The following is a 16,523-nucleotide window of genomic DNA, read 5'->3' as shown; positions in this document are numbered from 1 at the left end:
GGTTCGTCCCGGTGTTCAGGCCAGCCGGGCGCGGGCCCGGGCGTTGCGCCGCTTCAGTGCGCGGCGCTCGTCCTCGGAGAGCCCACCCCACACGCCGGCGTCCTGGCCGGACTCGAGGGCCCAGGTCAAGCAGTCCTGGATGACCGGGCAGCGTCGGCAGACCGCCTTCGCCTGCTCGATCTGCAGTATCGCGGGTCCCGTGTTCCCGATCGGGAAGAACAGCTCGGGGTCCTCGTCACGGCATATCGCGCGGTGCCGCCAGTCCATCAGTCGATTTCTCCTCACTCGGCGCGGGTGCGAGCAGGTTCTCGCTCGACCACACGCTTGTGAATCCTTTCACGAGCGTGCGCATCGTTCAAGGACCCGCGATGCACGTCACCGGTTCGCAGGGTCCGTGGCGGCGCACGGACGTGTGTTCGTCGTTTTCCTCGGTGGTCCCGCAAAATCGCCGTGACAGCGTTTTCCGGTTGTCCACCGACCTCGGGCGACGGTACGCGTCATCGCAGTCCGGGTCGAGGGTCCCGCGCCGGTGATCTTGTCCGTGGCGCGCTATCCGGGCGGCGCGACCACGACGCGGATCGCGTCCGGCACCGCCCGGAAGGTCACCTTCTCCCGCGAATCCAGGGCGTCGCCGTCCACCTGGAACGGCATCGGCTCGTCCGCGACGACGGTGATGTGATCGAGATCCTGGACGACCCGCGCGCCGAAACGCCCTATTCGCGGGCGCTTGCCGGAGAGTCGCGCCATGCTCACCAGCACGCCGAGCGTGCGCATCCGGCGCCGGGCGTAGAGGCCCAGGCCGGTGTCGAAGTCGACGTCCGGCGTCGGGCGCAGCGGCCGGTTGCCGACGTAGGTCCACGGGTCGGCATTGGTGACGACGGCGAAGAAGACGTCCTCGATGCGCGTGCCGTCGGCGAGCTCGACGTGCAGCTTCGGATGCCGACGATCGGCCCGGAAGAACTCCGAGACCCCCACCCGGCTGTACAGGACGTGCGTCGAGCGCTTGCCCTGACGTCGCTTGCGCTCCACGCCGTGCACGATCGCGGCGTCGAAGCCGAGGCCGGCGGCGAAGCAGAAGTAGCGGTCGTCGGCCATGCCCATGCTCACCGAGCGACGGCTGCCCGAACGCAGCCCCTCCAGCAGCGAGCCGGTCGCCTCGATGGGGTCGTTGGGCAGGCCCAGCGCACGCACGAACACGTTCGTCGAGCCGGCCGGCACCACGCCCAAGGCCGGGACCCCGTCGTGGACGCCGTCGGTCAGCAGGCCGTTGATGACCTCGTTCACGGTCCCGTCGCCGCCGAGGGCCACCACGACGTCGGTGCCGTTGCGCATCGCGCGGCACGCGAGGGCGGCGGCGTGGCCACGGTTCGCGGTCTCGGCCACCTCGAGCTCGGCGTCGCTGGCGAGGGCGTGCGCCAGGACGTCGCGCTCGCGATCGCTCATGGCGGTGGCCCGCGGGTTGGTCACGACGAGAACACGCACGGTCGGCCAGCCTACTGACCCCGCGCGGGCGCGGCCCGGCCCGACGGGGCGAGGGTGCTCCGAACGGCGGCAGCGGCGTCGCTAGGCTGATTCGGTGAGCGAGGCGGACGGCGGACCGGACGACGTCGCCGGGACGCCCGATCCGGTGCCGTCACCGATCCGGGTCGCCTGCGCGATCCTCGGGCTGGAGGCCCTCGGCCTCGTCGCGGCGGGGACCTTCCTCGTCTACGGCACGATCTTCGGCCATCCCGGCGGCGTGCTGCGCAGCCTGCTCGGCGCACTCATGGCCTACGGCGGGGCAGCGGCGCTGCTGCTCGGCGCCCGGTCGCTGCAGCTGCTGCGTCCGGCCGCGCGCACGCCCATGGTGGTGATCCAGCTGCTGGCGCTGCCGGTGGCGTACAGCCTCGCCTTCCAGGCCAGCCGCGTCCTCTGGGGCGGACCGATCCTGGTCGCCGCGCTCGCCGTCCTCTACCTGCTGTTCACGCCCCCTGCCCGCGAGGCGCTGGACCGCGTCCCGCCGGACTGAGGACCACCCCACCCCCCGCTTTTGGCGGCTGAGCGCAGCATGCTGCGCTCAGCCGCCAAAAGCGGGGGGAGGCGGGCGTCAGCTCTTGCGGCGTCGCGGCTCGGTCGGCGGCTCGGGGGCACCCAGGCTCTCGCGCAGCCGGCGCAGCCCGCGGGCCACGAGGCGCGACACCTGCATCTGCGAGACGCCCACGATGGCCGCGATCTCGGTCTGCGTCTTGTTCGCGATGAAGCGCAGCAGCAGGATCTCGCGCTCGGCCTCGGGCAGGTTGGCGATGACCTTGCGCAGCATCGCGCGCTGCTCGACCTGGTCGAAGCCCTCGTCGATGATGCCAAGCATCGGGTGCTCGGGCACGTTCTCACCCGGTGCGGCGAGGACGTCGATGGGCACGCCGGAGTACGCCCGGGCCGCGTCGAGGGCCTCGAGGACGGTGTCCTCGTCCACCTCGATGCGTTCGGAGATCTCCTTGACCGTGGGGGCGCGACCGAGCTCCTGGCTGAGATCGGCGCGGGCGGCGTTGAGCGTCGTCTGCAGCTCCTGCGCCCGGCGGGGCACGTGGATGAGCCAGCCGGTGTCGCGGAAGTGGCGCTTGATCTCGCCGAGGATGGTCGGCGTCGCGTAGGTCGAGAACTCGAGCTTGCGTTCGGGGTCGAAGCGGTCGATCGCCTTGATCAGGCCGATCGCCCCGACCTGGACGAGGTCGTTCATCGGCTCGTTGCGGCCGGAGAAGCGGCGGGCGAGGTACACGACGAGCGGCATGTGCTGCTCGACGAGCCGGTCGCGCAGGGTGCGGCGACGCGGGCTGTCCTCGGGGAGCTCGTGCAGCTCGGCGAGGAGCTTCGCGGCCTGGCCGTGGTCCCGGCTCGGTCGCTGGTTGCCGGTCGAAGCCGTCACTGCGGCTCGCGCTTCTTGGCCACCGTGATGGTGAGCCGGTCGGCCCCGGCGTCGACGTCCACGGCGGTGGCCAGCGCCCCGAGGACCGTCCAGGCGAACCCGTCGCGGTCGGGGTCGGCGGGGCCGGACGTCGCGACGCTGGTGTGGACCCGCAGCTCGCCGGCACCGACCTCGAAGCGCGCGTCGAGCGGGGACGAGACGGTGGCGTGCGGCAGCAGCAGCGCGCACGCCTCGTCGACGGCGAGCCGGAGGTCCTCGATGTCGTCGATCGTGAGATCGCAGCGGGAGGCGAGGCTGGCCGCGGTCAAGCGCAGGGTGGACACGTAGGCGACGTCGGCGGGCGTGCGCACCTCGATGACGTCGACGTCGGTTCCAACCTGTTCCGGGGTCGTCATGGGCTCCTCGGCTCTGTGTGCGGCGGTGGTCAGCTCTGGGTGGTGGGGTTGGGCAGGTTCCAGTACCGCAGCGTAGGGGTGCCGTACTGGGCGCCGAGCACCGACGTGGTGGCCGTGCTCAGCAGCAGGTTGGCGCCGCCGGTGACCGGCAGCCCAATCCAGCGTGCGCCCAGTGCACGGCTGAAGTGGCCGTGGCCGACGAGCACGACCGGGCCGTCGCCGACCCGCTCGGCGACGCGGCGCAGCACGCGGTCGGCGCGGGCCTGCACCTGGGCGGGGGCCTCGCCGCCCGGGCAGCCGTGCGACCAGATAGTCCAGCCCGGCACCTCGCGGCGGATGTCCGGGGTCGTGCGGCCCTCGTAGTCGCCGTAGTTCCACTCGCCGAGGTCCTCGACGGTCTCGTCGACCGTCAGCCCGGCGAGGCGGGCGGTCTCGACGGCGCGGCTGCGCGGGCTGGCGAGCACGAGTACCGGGTCGACGTCGGCGAGCAGCGCCCGCAGGGCAGCGGCCTGCCGCTCGCCGTCCTCGGTCAGGGGGATGTCGGTGGTCCCGGTGTGCTGCCCGGACTTGCTCCACTCGGTCTCGCCGTGGCGGACGAGCCAGACCTCGGCGTCGTCGGCCAGACCGCGGACGGGATAGGAGTCGAAGGCCGGCTCCTGGTCGGAGCCGGCCTTCGGCGTGGTCACGCGTGTACTCCCGGTGGCGTCAGGACGCCTGCTTCGTCTCCCAGAAGATCGTGTCGATCTCCTGGATCAGCCCGAGGAGCTCGTCGCCCTTGGCGGGGTCGACCTCGCCCTTGCCGCCCGCGGCGCCGGCGGCCTTGGTGGCCTTGTTGAACAGCTCGTGCAGCTGCGGGTACTTCTCGAAGTGCGGGGGCTTGAAGTAGTCGGTCCACAGCACCCAGAGGTGGTGCTTCACGAGCTCGGCACGCTGTTCCTTGATGATGAGCGCGCGGGTGCGGAAGACCGGGTCGTCGTTGCCCTGGTACTTCTCCATGATGGCCTTGACCGACTCGGCCTCGATACGGGCCTGCGCGGGGTCGTAGACGCCGCAGGGCAGGTCGCAGTGCGCGTGTGCGACGGTGGTCGCGGTCGTGGTGCGGAGCAGGCGCATAGCCTTGTGACCTCCAGGATCGTTGCGAAGAGCCGGGACGATTTCGACCCTACTCCTGGCACACTGCCCGTCCGAAGGCTGCGGTTATCAGGTGAGAAGACGTCGTTGGCCGTGGCGCCGGGTGCTGGTCTCGGGGCCGTCCATGGTGCCGACGCTGCGCTCCGGCGACCTGGTGGTCGCGGTCGGCCCGCGCCGGGTCGCGGCGGGCGACGTCGTGCTCGCGCGGTTCCGCGACCTGCCCGACCGGCTCGTCGTCAAGCGCGCCGTCCGTCGGACCGGTGCGGGCTGGTGGCTGGCCTCGGACAACCCGTTCGCCGGCGGCGACAGCGACACCCACGGCGTCGCCGACGTCGAGGGGCGGGTCGTGCTCCGACTGGCACCGGGCCGGCCACGACGGATCGTCCGTCGCGACCGGCCCGGTGAGCCGGAGTCGTCGCGCGGCCGCTAGAAGGCGCTCACCCCGTTGGGGGTGCCGAGCCCGGTCGGACCGTCCCAGCCGGTGCCGGCGGTGCACCACTTCGTCGTCGTGCACGAGCCGTTCGACCCGCTGGTGACGTCGTTCAGCGCGCTGCTGTGCGCCCAGGTGTAGGACGCCGGATAACCGGACAGGTTCCCGCCGAGGGCGTAGACGCTCGCGATGATCGGTGCGGAGGCACTGGTGCCGCCGTAGACCTGCCAGCCCGAGCTGCCCTCGTAGGGCGTCGAGTCGTAGACCGCGACGCCGGTGTTGGGGTCGGCCACCGCGGAGACGTCCGCCGTGGCCTTCTTCGAGCAGCTGGTCGCGCTCGTCTGCCAACTGGGCTTCGCGTTGATGGTCGAGCAGCCGCTGCCCGCGCCGCTCCACGCCTTCTCGGTCCAGCCGCGCGCGTTCGACGACGTGCTCAGGCTGGTGCCGCCCACCGCGACCACGCCCTTGAAGCTGGCCGGCGACTCGACCTCGTACCCGGCGTCCCCGGTCGAGGCGGTGATGGCGATGCCGGGGTGGTCGTAGGCCGACGTCGCGCTCGAGTCGCTGCCGCCGTAGCTGTTGCTGATCGCGGCGACACCCCGCGACGCGGCGTAGTTCACGGCGGCCCCGAGGTTGGCGAACGACGGCGAGTTGGCCTCGACGAGCAGGATCTTGCAGTCGGGGCACGCCGCCGACACCATGTCGAGGTCCAGGCTGATCTCGGTGGCCCAGCCGGCGTCGGCCGCCGGCAGCGAGCTGCCGCCGCTCTGGTTGACCTTGGTGAAGCAGCCGTTGGCCTTGGTGCACGCGGGCAGGCCGTACTGGGCGCGGTAGACCTTGAGGTCCGCCTCGGCGGTGGGCGCGTCGTAGGCGTCGACGATCGCGACGGTCTTGCCGCCGCTCGACGTCCCCGCGAGCTTGTACGCCGAGCTGAGGTCGGCCGGGCCGTACCCGGCCGGCGTGCTCGTGGCCAGCGGCTTGCCGGCCCGGTCGGTGACGACGCGCGCCAGACAGGCGGCGTACCCGGCGGCGGCCGTGGCGCACGTGCGCTCGTTGCCGTGGGCCTTGGCCGCGAACTGGGCGGCGGGGACACGGGTGCCGGCCGCCGGCGCGGCCGAGGGTGCGGGTGAGGCCGTGGCAGGGGTGGCGAGGGCGGCGGCGGTGGCCGCGACGGTGCTCGCACCGGCGGCGAGTGCGACGACGAGTCGCCTCGTCGGGGACGTGGTTCGGATCATGTGCGGGGTCTCCTCGGGTTGAGGGCGACGGATGGGGGCGGAGCAAGCCCTTTCGCTGTGCGTCGGTGATGAATGTGGGCATATCGTGCCCGGTGGAATCGGGTACGTCCAGACAGAACCGGAGAAATCGGGCGTGTCCGGCCGCGCGGAGCCGCGTGACAGACTGAATGCGACGGGCGAACCCCGTAGCCGTTCACGGCGCGGCCGCAACCTGGCCGCACCGCACCGGACTGGCGCAAGGATCCAGACGTTCGAGCAGGAGCAGCAGGTGGGGTTCGATCCGCAGGATGCGGTGTTCCGTGCGCACGAGGGCGGCAAGCTGCGGCTGGCGAGCACGCTGCCGCTCGTCGACCGCGAATCGCTCTCGCTGGCCTACACGCCGGGCGTGGCCGAGGTCTGCTCGGTGATCGCCGAGGACGAGGCCCGCGCCCGCGACTACACGTGGCGCTCGCGCCTCGTCGCGGTCGTCAGCGACGGGACGGCCGTCCTCGGTCTCGGCAACATCGGCCCGGCCGCGGCGCTGCCGGTGATGGAGGGCAAGGCGGCGCTGTTCAGCGAGTTCGCCGGGCTCAACGCCGTCCCGGTCGTGCTGTCGACCACCGACGCCGACGAGATCGTCGAGACCGTCGAGCGCATCGCGCCGTCCTTCGGCGGCATCAACCTCGAGGACATCTCCGCGCCGCGCTGCTTCGAGATCGAGGCACGGCTGCGCGACCGGCTCGATATCCCGGTCTTCCACGACGACCAGCACGGCACCGCGATCGTCACGCTCGCCGCGCTGCGCAACGCGGCGACCGTCACCGGGCGCACGCTGGCGGACCTCCGGGTCGTGGTCTCCGGCGCCGGCGCTGCCGGTGTCGCCTGCACGAAGATCCTGCTGGCGGCCGGGATCGGCGACATCGCCGTCGCCGACTCCAAGGGCATCGTCCACGGCGGGCGGGCCGACCTCACACCGGTCAAGGCCGAGCTCGCCGCGACGACCAACCGGGCCGGGCTCACCGGATCGCTCGCCGACGCCCTCGTCGACGCCGACGTGTTCCTCGGGCTCAGTGCCGGGCTGGTCGAGGAGGACGCGGTCAAGCGGATGGCGCCCGGATCGATCGTGTTCGCGCTGGCCAACCCTCGCCCGGAGGTCGACCCCGAGGTCGCGCACCGCTACGCCGCGGTCGTCGCCACCGGGCGCAGCGACTACCCCAACCAGATCAACAACGTCCTGGCCTTCCCGGGCGTGTTCGCCGGCGCGTTCGACGCCGGCGCCACCGCCATCACCGAGGGCATGAAGCTGGCGGCGGCGACGGCGCTCGGTGACGTCGTCGCCGAGGCGCTCACGCCGCAGTACATCGTGCCGACCCCGTTCGACGCCCGGGTGGCCCCGGCGGTGGCCGCCGCCGTGGCCCGGCAGGCGGTCGTCGACGGGGTCGCGCTCGCGGCGCCGAGCTGACGCCCGTGCCACCCGTGCCACCCGCGCCGCGCGGACCGGCGTCGAGGAGCGTCCGCCCGCGCCGGCTGCCCCGACGCCTCGTCCAGCTCTACCTCGGGCTGTGGCTCTACGGCCTGGCGTGCGCGATGTTCGTCCGCGCCCGGCTCGGCCTCGATCCCTGGGACGTGCTGCACCAGGGCATCAGCGAGCGTGTCGGGCTGGCGATCGGCACGGTCACCATCGTCATGAGCGCGGTGGTGCTGCTGTTCTGGATCCCGCTGCGGCAGCGACCCGGGCTCGGCACGATCAGCAACGCGGTGCTCGTCGGCGTCTCGGTGAACGTGTCGCTCGAGCTGCTGCCCGCCCATGCCCCGCTGTGGGTGCGATGGGGCGAGCTGCTCGGCGGCATCGTCGCACTCGGCGTGGCCACCGGCATGTACATCGGCGCCAACCTCGGCCCCGGACCTCGCGACGGGCTGATGACGGGGCTGGCCCGCCGTACCGGCCGCTCGATCCGGCTGGTGCGCACCGGGCTGGAGCTCACCGTGCTCGTGGTGGGCTGGCTGCTCGGTGGGACGGTCGGCGTGGGGACGGTGCTGTTCGCACTCGCGATCGGGCCGCTGACGCAGTTCTTCCTGCCGCTGTTCGACGTCCGCGAGCCCGGGCGCGCGGCCGCTACTCGTCCTCCTCGTCGTCGCGGGCGAGCCAGGTGGCGAGCCGGTCGATCGCCGTCTCGAACTCCGGGTGCTGGTCGACGAAGCTCTGCAGCCGGTCGCCGAGCCACGCGACGCTGACCTGCTCGTCGCCCCGGCGCGACACGAGCTCCTCGATGCCGCGATCGGTGAAGTACACCGGTGCCGTCCTCAGCCGAAGGCCGTCGTGACGACCTCGCGCTGCTGCGCCTCGTGGACCGACAGCGACCCCACGGCGGGGGACGCCGACGCCCGGCGCGAGGCGAGTCGCAGGCCGCGCCCCTCGAGGTGCTCGGGGAGGTTCAGCGCCATGAACGGCCATCCGCCCTGGTTCGCCGGCTCCTCCTGCACCCACACGACCTCGGCGTCGCGGTACGTCGCGAGCTGCGCCCTGATCTCGGCCGCGGGCAGCGGGTAGAGCTGCTCCACCCGCACGATCGCGACGTCGTCACGGCCGGACTTCTCCCGCTCGGCGACGAGGTCGTAGTAGATCTTGCCGGCGCACAGCAGCACCCGGGTGACCTTCCCCGCGTCGGCGGACAGGTCGGGCAGTACCGGCGCGAAGGTGCCGGTGGTGAAGTCGTCCAGTTCGCTCACCGCGGCCTTGAGGCGCAGCAGCGACTTCGGCGTCATCGCGATGAGCGGCCGCCGCACCGGCGAGAGCCCCTGCCGGCGCAGCAGGTGGAAGTAGTTGGCCGGCGACGAGCACATGGCGACGGTCATGTTGTTCTCGGCGCACAGCTGTAGGAAGCGCTCGGGCCGCGCGGACGAGTGGTCGGGCCCCTGCCCCTCGTAGCCGTGGGGGAGCAACAGCGTCACCGCCGAGCGCTGGCCCCACTTGGCCTCGCCGGCGGAGATGAACTCGTCGATGACGGTCTGCGCGCCGTCGACGAAGTCGCCGAACTGCGCCTCCCAGCACACGAGGGCGTCCTCGCGCGCCACCGAGTAGCCGTACTCGAAGCCGACCGCGGCGTACTCGCTGAGCAGCGAGTCGTAGGGGAAGAAGGGCGCCTGGTCCTCGCCGAGCTGCTTGAGCGGGGTGTACTCCTCGCCGGTGTTGCGGTCGATGAGGGTGGCGTGCCGCTGCGTGAAGGTGCCGCGACGGGAGTCCTGGCCCGAGAGCCGGACGGTGCGGCCGTCCATGACCAGCGACCCGAACGCGAACAGCTCCGCGGTGGCCCAGTCGACCTTGCCCGAGCTCGCCATGGCGACGCGCCGGTCGATCTGTGGTTTCAACCTCGGATGGAGGGTGAAGCCCTCCGGCGGGTTCGCGTAGGCCTCGGCGATCCGCTTGATGACCTCGGCCCTGATCGCGGTGGTCACCTGCTGCGACGGCGTCTCGCGCTCGATCTCGTGCTGCGGTGCCGCCTTGTCGCTGGCGTCGCGGGTCTCGACGAAGACCTTCTCCAGCTGCGCCTGGAAGTCCTTCAGCGCGGCCTCGGCGTCGGTGAGCGTGATGTCGCCGCGCCCGACCAGGGCCTCGGTGTAGAGCTTTCGCACGCTGCGCTTGGCGTCGATGATGTCGTACATCATGGGCTGGGTGAACGAGGGGTTGTCGGCCTCGTTGTGGCCCCGGCGCCGGTAGCAGACCATGTCGATGACGACGTCCTTGCGGAACTCGCGGCGGTACTGCACCGCGAGCTCGGCGACGCGGACGCACGCCTCGGGGTCGTCGCCGTTCACGTGGAAGATCGGCGCCGAGATCATGCGGGCGATGTCGGTGCAGTACAGCGAGGAGCGCGACGACGACGGCGAGGTCGTGAACCCGACCTGGTTGTTGACGACGACGTGCACGGTGCCACCGGTGCGGTAGCCGCGCAGCTGCGAGACGTTCAGGGTCTCGGCCACGACGCCCTGCCCGGCGAACGCGGCGTCGCCGTGCATCAGCACGGGCAGCACGGTGAAGCCGTCGTCGCCCTTGTCGAGCTTGTCCTGCTTGGCGCGCACGATGCCCTCGAGCACCGGGTTGACGGCCTCCAGGTGCGACGGGTTCGCCGTGAGCGAGACCGCGATCTCGTGGCCGCTGGGTGAGGTGAACGTGCCGTCGGCCCCGAGGTGGTACTTGACGTCGCCGGAGCCCTGCGCGGTGCCCGGGTCGATGTTGCCCTCGAACTCGTTGAAGATCTTGGCGTAGGGCTTGCCGACGATGTTGGCCAGCACGTTGAGCCGGCCGCGGTGGGGCATGCCGATGACGACCTCGTCGAGGTCCTGGTCGGCGGCCTCGGCGAGCACGCGGTCGAGCAGCGCGATGACGGTCTCGCCGCCCTCGAGGCTGAACCGCTTCTGCCCGACGTACTTGGTCTGCAGGAACGTCTCGAACGCCTCGGCGACGTTGAGGCGGCCCAGGATGTGCAGCTGCTCGTCCCGGCTGGGCTGGCCCTGCTGGATCTCGATGCGTTCCTGCAGCCAGCGGCGCTGGGCGGGGTCGGTGATGTGCATGTACTCGACGCCCACCCGGCGGCAGTACGCGTCGCGCAGGACGCCGAGGATGTCGCGCAGCGTCATCAGCTTCTCGCCGGCGAACCCGTCGACCGGGAACTCGCGGTCGAGGTCCCACAGCGTGAGGCCGTGGCGGGTGATGTCGAGGTCGGGGTGGCTGCGGACGGTGAACTCGAGCGGATCGGTGTCGGCCATCAGGTGGCCGTTGGTGCGGTAGGCGTTGATGAGCTCGATGACCCGGGCGTTCTTGCCGATCTGGCCCTCGTGCGTGAAGTCGCGGTCGACCAGCCAGCGCACCGGCTCGTAGGGGATCTTCAGCGCCGCGAAGATCTCGTCGTAGAACGCGTCGGAGAGCAGCAGCTCGTGGACGACCTTCAAGAACTCGCCCGACTGCGCGCCCTGGATGATGCGGTGGTCGTAGGTCGAGGTCAGCGTCATGATCTTGCTGATCGCACGGTCGAGCAGGGCAGCGGGGTTCATGCCGCTGAACTCGGCCGGGTACTCCATCGAGCCGACGCCCACGATCGTGCCCTGGCCCTGCATGAGCCGGGGCACGGAGTGGTTGGTGCCGATGGTGCCGGGGTTGGTCAGGCTGATGGTGGTGCCGGCGAAGTCGTCGGTGGTGAGCTTGCCGTTGCGGGCACGCCGGATGATGTCCTCGTAGGCGTTCCAGAACGCCGCGAAGTCCAGCGTCTCGGCGCCCTTGATCGACGCCACCACGAGCGATCGGGCGCCGTTCTTGCCGGCGAGGTCGATCGCGATGCCCAGGTTGACGTGCTCGGGCGTGACGAGCATCGGCTTGCCGTCGACCTCGGCGAAGGCGTTGTTCATCTCCGGGTGCACGCCGAGCGCCTTCACGACGGCGTAGCCGATGAGGTGGGTGAAGCTGACCTTGCCGCCGCGGGCACGGCGCAGGTGGTTGTTGATCACGACCCGGTTGTCGAAGAGCAGCTTCGCCGGCACCGCGCGCACGCTGGTCGCGGTGGGCACGTGCAGCGACTGCTCCATGTTCGTCACCACGCGGGCGGCGGCGCCGCGCAGCGGGGCGCGGCCGGGGCCCTCGACCTTCGGGGCGGGCGCGCTCGGTGCGGGCTGGGCCGCCTTCGCGTTCTCGGCCGCCGGCGCCTCGGGGGCCTTGCCCTCGTCGGTGGACGCGGCGGGCGTCGGGCGGTTCTGGTCCGACGCCGGGGCAGCGGGGGCGGCCGCCGGCGAGTCCGTGGGGGCGGGCGACGTCCGGGCCGGCGCGGCCTGCTCGGGGACGCCGGCCGACGGGGAGCGACCGGGTTCGGTGTCCGAGGTCTCGGTGGACTCGGCGGTGTCGGAAGGGTCAGCGGTTCCGGTTCGCGCGGCGCCGTTCGCCGACGCGGTGCCGTTCGCCGACGAAGAGCCGGGGGCCGACGCGGTGCCGGGGCGGTAGTCGGCGAAGAAGTCGTGCCAGGCGGCGTCCACGCTGTGCGGATCGTCGAGGTAGCGCTCGTACATGTCCTCGACGAGCCATTCGTTGGCGCCGAAGTCGCCGCGGGTGGAGGGGTTGTCAGTCGACTGGTCCGTCGCCACGTCTCGGCCGTCCTCAATCTGGCGTGTCTGGTTCCCGTGCACCGGCTGTACCCGTGACATTACGCGTTACGCCTGGTCCGGGCATGCGCACGCGCGGACGGTGTGCCCGACACGACGTTCGACGTCAGGTGATGTCGCGGGTCAGCGTGAACTGCGCACCGAGCACGGCGGGGACGAAGGCCCACAGCAGCAGGGCGACCACGCCGCCGGCGGTCGGCAGCAGGGTCAGGTTGCCGATCGTGGCGTCGCCGCCCCCGGTGTGCAGGATCGAGATCACCGCACCACCGGGCGTGTACGGGAAGATCTGCTTGAGGCCGGGGACGGCCGAGATGATCGGCTGCAGCACGATCAGGTAGACGATGCCGACGACGACGGCCACGATCTGGTTGCGCAGCAGCGCCCCGATGCCCAGGCCCACGATGCCGAAGAGCGCCAGCACGGCGAAGACCCCGACGACCGCGTGCTGCACGTCGCCGTTGCCGAAGTCGACATCGACGTCCTCGGCCGCGAGCCACGGCACCGCGACCACGAGCTCGGCCAGCGTGGCGGCCAACGCGTAGACGATCCCGACCAGCGCGTAGGTGATCATCTTCGCGGTGACGACGGCCCAACGCGACGGCGTGATGAGCACCGTCGGCGTGATCGTCTGGTAGCGGAACTCGGTCGTGATGCCGAGGACGCCCAGCACGAAGACGACGACGTAGCCGTTCGCGGCGGAGGAGAAGAGGTCGGGGACCTGGCTCGCGTCTCGGACACCGTCGGACGGCGCGATCTGCGCGACCACCAGCAGGACGCTCACGGCCACGGTGGCCAGCAGCAGCCAGAACCAGACCTGGGTGGTGCGCAGCTTGAGCAGCTCGGCGCGGATCAGGCGGATCATCGGGGGCCGCCTGCGGTGAGCTCGAAGAACAGGTCTTCGAGATCGGTTCGTCGGGCGGAGAGCTCGTGCAGCTCGATCCCCTCGGTGAACGCGACGTGCCCGATCTGTGCGGCGTCGAGGCCGCGCACCTGCATGCCGGTGGCGTCGAGCGGCGTGACGTCCCCGCCGGCGCGCGCGACCGCCTCGTGCAGGCGGGCCGGGTCGGGGGAGCGGACGACCACCCGGTCGGTGCCGGCCGTCAGCTCGGCGATCGTCCCCTGGCGGACCAGCCGGCCCCGGCTGAGGATGACCACCCGGTCCGCGATCTCCTGGACCTCGTTCAGCTGATGACTCGACACGAGCACGGTGCGTCCCTCGTCGGCGAGGTGACGCAGCAGCCCGCGCAGCCAGCGGATGCCCTCCGGGTCGAGGCCGTTGGCCGGCTCGTCGAGGATCAGCACCGCGGGGTCGCCGAGCAGCGCCTGCGCCAGCCCGAGCCGCTGCCGCATGCCGAGCGAGTAGCCGCGCACCTTGCGCCGTGCGGCGTCGGTGAGCCCGACGAGGCCCAGCAGCTCGTCGGCGCGCCCCACCGGCAGGCCCGCCGCAATGCACAGCACCCGCAGGTGGTTGCGGGCGGAGCGAGCCGGGTGGAACGACGACGCCTCGAGCGCCGCGCCCACCGCGTGCGACGGCGCGGCGAGCTGCCGGTAGGGCTGCCCTCCGATCGTCGCGCTGCCGGCGGACGGGGAGACGAGGCCGAGCACCATGCGCAGCGTCGTGGTCTTGCCGGCGCCGTTCGGGCCGAGGAAGCCGGTGACCGAACCGGGTTCCACGGTGAAGCTCAGCTGGTCGACCGCCCGCACGCTGCGGAACTGCTTGGTCAGGCCCTCGACGACGATCCGCCCGGCGGCGGGGTCGCGGGAGATCGGCGGGGCGGTCATGCCGGCCATCCCACCATGCGCATGCGGCTCACCGTGGGAAGCCACAACCGGCACCGGGGCAGGATGACGGTGTGAGCAGCGGCGCGACACCCTCGATGACCACCCGTCCCGAGCTGGTCGGCGACTTCGGCATGGTCGGCTCGACGCACTGGCTCGCGTCCGCCGTCGGCATGGGCGTGCTGGAGCGCGGTGGGAACGCCTTCGACGCGGCGGCCGCGGCCGGCTTCACGCTGCAGGTCGTCGAGCCGCACCTGAACGGGCCCGGTGGTGAGGTGCCGATGCTGGTGGCGACGGCGGGGAGCGCCGACGTGCAGGTGGTGGCCGGGCAGGGGCCGGCACCAGCCGCGGCGACGCCGGAGCTGTTCGCCGACCTCGGCCTCGACCTCGTGCCCGGCACCGGGCACCTCGCCGCGACCGTGCCCGGGTCCTTCGACGCGTGGTGCACGCTGCTCGACCGGTTCGGGTCGATGTCGCTGCCCGACGTCCTCGCGCCCGCGATCGGGTACGCACGGCGCGGGTACCCGGTGTTGCCGGCGATCGCGCGCACGATCACCGCGGTCGAGCAGCTGTTCCGCGACCACTGGCCGACGTCGGCGGCGGTGTGGCTGCCCGGCGGCACGGTGCCCGCCGTCGGGTCGCGGCTGACGAACCCCGCACTGGCCGACACGTACGAACGGCTCGCCGGCATCGCCGCCGCGGCCGGCGACCGGGGGGCGGGCATCGCCGCGGCCCGCGACGAGTTCTACCGCGGTGGCGTCGCCGCGGCGATCGAGCAGTTCGTGCGGACGCCGCTGATGGACACGTCGGGCACGCCGCACGCGGGCGTGCTCACGGCCGCCGACCTCGCCCGGTGGCAGACCCCGCTCGAGGCGCCGGCGACGCTCGACGTGGGCCGCTACCGGGTGGCGAAGACGGCGGCCTGGGGGCAGGGACCGGTGCTGCTGCAGCAGCTCGCGCTGCTCGCCGGCTTCGACCTCGCCGACACCGGCGTGAACGACCCGCAGCTCGTCCACGTCGTGCTGGAGTGCGCGAAGCTGGCCTTCGCCGACCGGGAGGCGTTCTACGGCGACGTTCCCGACGTCCCGCTCGCCACGTTGTTGTCGAGCGCGTACGCCGACGAGCGCCGCGCGCTGGTGGGGGACGAGGCGAGCCGTGACCTGCGACCCGGCCGTCCCGACGGGCGCGAGCCGGTGCTGGCCCGCTTCGGCGTCGCCGAGGGTGCGGCGGGCACCGGTGAGCCGACGATCGACGTCGGCCCCGCCGTCGACGCGCGGGGCGGTACCCGCGGCGACACGTGCCACGTCGACGTCGTCGACCGTTTCGGCAACATGATCTCGGCGACCCCGAGCGGGGGCTGGCTGCAGAGCTCGCCCGTCGTCCCGTCGCTCGGCTTCGGGCTGGGGACACGCGCACAGATGTTCAGCGTGCAGCCCGGGTTGCCGAACTCGGTGGCGCCCGGCAAGCGCCCGCGCACCACGCTGTCGCCGTCGCTTGCGCTCCGCGACGGCGCACCGTACCTGGCGTTCGGCACGCCGGGCGGGGACCAGCAGGATCAGTGGCAGCTGCAGTTCTGGCTGTTCCACACCGTGTTCGGGCTGAACCTGCAGGCCGCGATCGACGCCGCGACGTGGCACAGCACGCACTTCCCGTCGTCGTTCTTCCCGCGCGACGCGAGCCCGCGCGGCGCCGTCGTCGAGGAGCGGGTCGGGGCGGGGACGATCGCCGAGCTGCGCCGCCGCGGCCACGACGTCACCGTCGTGGACGGGTGGACGCTCGGCCGGCTCAGCGCGGTCTCTCGCGACCCCGACGGCGTCTTGCGCGCCGGCGCCAATCCGCGGGGCGCACAGGGGTACGCGGCCGGCCGGTGAGCCGTCGGCCGGGCAGCGGCCGCCGCAGCGCGGCCAGCGCGATGGCGAGCCAGGCCGTGCCCAGCAGCCAGGCGGCCACGACGTCGCTCGCGTAGTGGACCCCGAGGGTCAGTCGGCTGACGCCGACGAGGACGACGACGAGCGCGCCGGCGGCGAGGGTGACCATCCGCGCGGCCCCGGCCAGTCGGGGGACGGCGACGATCAGCAGGGCCCCCACGGCGACGAACGACAGCAGCGAGTGCCCGCTCGGGAAGGAGTACCCGCCGGCGTGGGCGATCGGGTCCGGCACGGTGGGCCGTGCGCGCCCGACCAGCGCCTTGACGATGCGGCTGAGCAGACCGGCCACCAGCACCGATCCCGCGACGAGGACGGCCCGTCGGACCGCGCCCGCGCGCCACAGCAGGATCGCGACCGTCAGCGACACGAGCTGCCAGGTGAGCGGTTGACCCACGGCGCTGATCGTGCGCCAGGCGTGCACGAGCAGCGGATGCGGCGCCGTCGCGCGGTCGAGCGTGTCGGCGGTGGCCCGGTCGAGCGACAGCAGCGGCGACCACCGCGTCGCCACGAGGGCGGTCAGGACGAGAAACGCCACGCCGGCCGTTGCGGCGATCGGCAACGGCCGGCGTGGCGACGTCATCCCGGCAGCGTCCCTGC

General features: G+C 72.4%; 16 protein-coding genes and 1 pseudogene. 5 read left to right on the top strand and 12 right to left on the bottom strand.

The features are described from left to right. Positions 1–15: 15 nt before the first annotated feature. Together BUE29_RS04080 and BUE29_RS04075 are read right to left on the bottom strand one after the other, a co-directional pair. Complete coding sequence (locus tag BUE29_RS04080; RefSeq protein ID WP_073386214.1) at positions 16–267, bottom strand: WhiB family transcriptional regulator; 252 nt, start codon at positions 265–267, stop codon at positions 16–18. Positions 268–549: 282 nt separating this feature from the next. Further along, positions 550–1,482, bottom strand: a complete 933-nt coding sequence (locus tag BUE29_RS04075) for a diacylglycerol/lipid kinase family protein (protein WP_073386210.1) — start codon at positions 1,480–1,482, stop codon at positions 550–552. A 94-nt stretch (positions 1,483–1,576) separates the two neighbouring features. On the opposite strand from BUE29_RS04075, the gene BUE29_RS04070 reads away from it, so the two are divergent. Then, positions 1,577–2,008 (top strand): hypothetical protein, encoded by a 432-nt coding sequence (locus BUE29_RS04070; protein WP_084180665.1) that lies wholly within the window; start codon positions 1,577–1,579, stop codon positions 2,006–2,008. Between the two features lie 78 nt (positions 2,009–2,086). Here BUE29_RS04070 and BUE29_RS04065 read toward each other — a convergent pair whose 3' ends face one another. The 4 genes from BUE29_RS04065 to sodN all read right to left on the bottom strand — a co-directional run bounded on the left by BUE29_RS04065 (position 2,087) and on the right by sodN (position 4,410). After that, positions 2,087–2,902, bottom strand: coding sequence for a SigB/SigF/SigG family RNA polymerase sigma factor (locus BUE29_RS04065; protein ID WP_200800022.1), 816 nt, complete (start codon positions 2,900–2,902; stop codon positions 2,087–2,089). After that, positions 2,899–3,297 (bottom strand): ATP-binding protein, encoded by a 399-nt coding sequence (locus tag BUE29_RS21785; RefSeq protein ID WP_073386203.1) that lies wholly within the window; start codon positions 3,295–3,297, stop codon positions 2,899–2,901. The genes BUE29_RS04065 and BUE29_RS21785 overlap by 4 nt, the downstream gene beginning before the upstream one ends. Positions 3,298–3,326: 29 nt before the next feature. Next, positions 3,327–3,920, bottom strand: a complete 594-nt coding sequence (locus BUE29_RS04055; RefSeq protein WP_073387011.1) for a histidine phosphatase family protein — start codon at positions 3,918–3,920, stop codon at positions 3,327–3,329. A gap of 82 nt (positions 3,921–4,002) precedes the next feature. Further along, positions 4,003–4,410, bottom strand: a complete 408-nt coding sequence (sodN, locus tag BUE29_RS04050) for a superoxide dismutase, Ni (protein ID WP_073386200.1) — start codon at positions 4,408–4,410, stop codon at positions 4,003–4,005. 91 nt (positions 4,411–4,501) lie between these two features. Between sodN and BUE29_RS04045 the strand changes: the two genes are divergently transcribed. Next, positions 4,502–4,858 (top strand): S24/S26 family peptidase, encoded by a 357-nt coding sequence (locus tag BUE29_RS04045; protein ID WP_234971342.1) that lies wholly within the window; start codon positions 4,502–4,504, stop codon positions 4,856–4,858. Here BUE29_RS04045 and BUE29_RS04040 read toward each other — a convergent pair. Further along, positions 4,855–6,093 carry a S53 family peptidase gene (locus BUE29_RS04040; protein WP_073386198.1) on the bottom strand — a complete coding sequence of 413 codons (1,239 nt, stop codon included), beginning with the start codon at positions 6,091–6,093 and terminating at the stop codon, positions 4,855–4,857. The genes BUE29_RS04045 and BUE29_RS04040 overlap by 4 nt on opposite strands. A 268-nt stretch (positions 6,094–6,361) precedes the next feature. Between BUE29_RS04040 and BUE29_RS04035 the strand changes: the two genes are divergently transcribed. Next, positions 6,362–7,534, top strand: coding sequence for an NAD(P)-dependent malic enzyme (locus tag BUE29_RS04035; protein WP_234971341.1), 1,173 nt, complete (start codon positions 6,362–6,364; stop codon positions 7,532–7,534). Between the two features lie 14 nt (positions 7,535–7,548). Beyond that, positions 7,549–8,214, top strand: a pseudogene (gene yczE, locus BUE29_RS23605) (membrane protein YczE); the annotation flags it as partial. On the opposite strand, the gene BUE29_RS23010 reads toward yczE, so the two are convergent. The 4 genes from BUE29_RS23010 to BUE29_RS04015 all read right to left on the bottom strand — a co-directional run bounded on the left by BUE29_RS23010 (position 8,189) and on the right by BUE29_RS04015 (position 14,001). Next, positions 8,189–8,365 carry a DUF6104 family protein gene (locus BUE29_RS23010; protein WP_234971340.1) on the bottom strand — a complete coding sequence of 59 codons (177 nt, stop codon included), beginning with the start codon at positions 8,363–8,365 and terminating at the stop codon, positions 8,189–8,191. The pseudogene yczE and the gene BUE29_RS23010 sit on opposite strands and share 26 nt — an antisense overlap. A gap of 11 nt (positions 8,366–8,376) precedes the next feature. After that, a complete protein-coding gene (locus tag BUE29_RS04025) occupies positions 8,377–12,261 on the bottom strand; it encodes a multifunctional oxoglutarate decarboxylase/oxoglutarate dehydrogenase thiamine pyrophosphate-binding subunit/dihydrolipoyllysine-residue succinyltransferase subunit (protein ID WP_073386194.1) in 3,885 nt (1,294 codons plus the stop codon). 64 nt (positions 12,262–12,325) lie between these two features. After that, positions 12,326–13,081, bottom strand: coding sequence for an ABC transporter permease (locus BUE29_RS04020; RefSeq protein ID WP_073386192.1), 756 nt, complete (start codon positions 13,079–13,081; stop codon positions 12,326–12,328). Further along, positions 13,078–14,001, bottom strand: coding sequence for an ABC transporter ATP-binding protein (locus tag BUE29_RS04015; RefSeq protein ID WP_073387002.1), 924 nt, complete (start codon positions 13,999–14,001; stop codon positions 13,078–13,080). The genes BUE29_RS04020 and BUE29_RS04015 overlap by 4 nt, the downstream gene beginning before the upstream one ends. A gap of 95 nt (positions 14,002–14,096) precedes the next feature. Here BUE29_RS04015 and BUE29_RS04010 point away from each other — a divergent pair, with 95 nt between their 5' ends. Further along, on the top strand, positions 14,097–15,869 hold the full coding sequence (locus tag BUE29_RS04010; protein ID WP_073386190.1) for a gamma-glutamyltransferase family protein: 1,773 nt from the start codon (positions 14,097–14,099) through the stop codon (positions 15,867–15,869). On the opposite strand, the gene BUE29_RS04005 is transcribed toward BUE29_RS04010, so the two are convergent. Next, positions 15,784–16,506: a phosphatase PAP2 family protein gene (locus tag BUE29_RS04005; RefSeq protein ID WP_073386188.1), complete on the bottom strand. Its 723-nt coding sequence runs from the start codon at positions 16,504–16,506 to the stop codon at positions 15,784–15,786. The genes BUE29_RS04010 and BUE29_RS04005 overlap by 86 nt on opposite strands. Positions 16,507–16,523: the final 17 nt, after the last annotated feature.

The organism is Jatrophihabitans endophyticus (assembly GCF_900129455.1).
Classification (GTDB): domain Bacteria; phylum Actinomycetota; class Actinomycetes; order Mycobacteriales; family Jatrophihabitantaceae; genus Jatrophihabitans; species Jatrophihabitans endophyticus.
This window is presented reverse-complemented; position numbering and strand designations above follow the sequence as displayed.

Coding starts and splice junctions, on each gene's coding strand:
- BUE29_RS04080 (WP_073386214.1), bottom strand. CDS start 267: ATGGACTGGCGGCACCGCGCGATATGCCGTGACGAGGACCCCGAGCTG.
- BUE29_RS04005 (WP_073386188.1), bottom strand. CDS start 16,506: ATGACGTCGCCACGCCGGCCGTTGCCGATCGCCGCAACGGCCGGCGTG.
- BUE29_RS04040 (WP_073386198.1), bottom strand. CDS start 6,093: ATGATCCGAACCACGTCCCCGACGAGGCGACTCGTCGTCGCACTCGCC.
- BUE29_RS04015 (WP_073387002.1), bottom strand. CDS start 14,001: ATGACCGCCCCGCCGATCTCCCGCGACCCCGCCGCCGGGCGGATCGTC.
- BUE29_RS21785 (WP_073386203.1), bottom strand. CDS start 3,297: ATGACGACCCCGGAACAGGTTGGAACCGACGTCGACGTCATCGAGGTG.
- sodN (WP_073386200.1), bottom strand. CDS start 4,410: ATGCGCCTGCTCCGCACCACGACCGCGACCACCGTCGCACACGCGCAC.
- BUE29_RS04020 (WP_073386192.1), bottom strand. CDS start 13,081: ATGATCCGCCTGATCCGCGCCGAGCTGCTCAAGCTGCGCACCACCCAG.
- BUE29_RS04010 (WP_073386190.1), top strand. CDS start 14,097: ATGACCACCCGTCCCGAGCTGGTCGGCGACTTCGGCATGGTCGGCTCG.
- BUE29_RS04025 (WP_073386194.1), bottom strand. CDS start 12,261: ATGTCACGGGTACAGCCGGTGCACGGGAACCAGACACGCCAGATTGAG.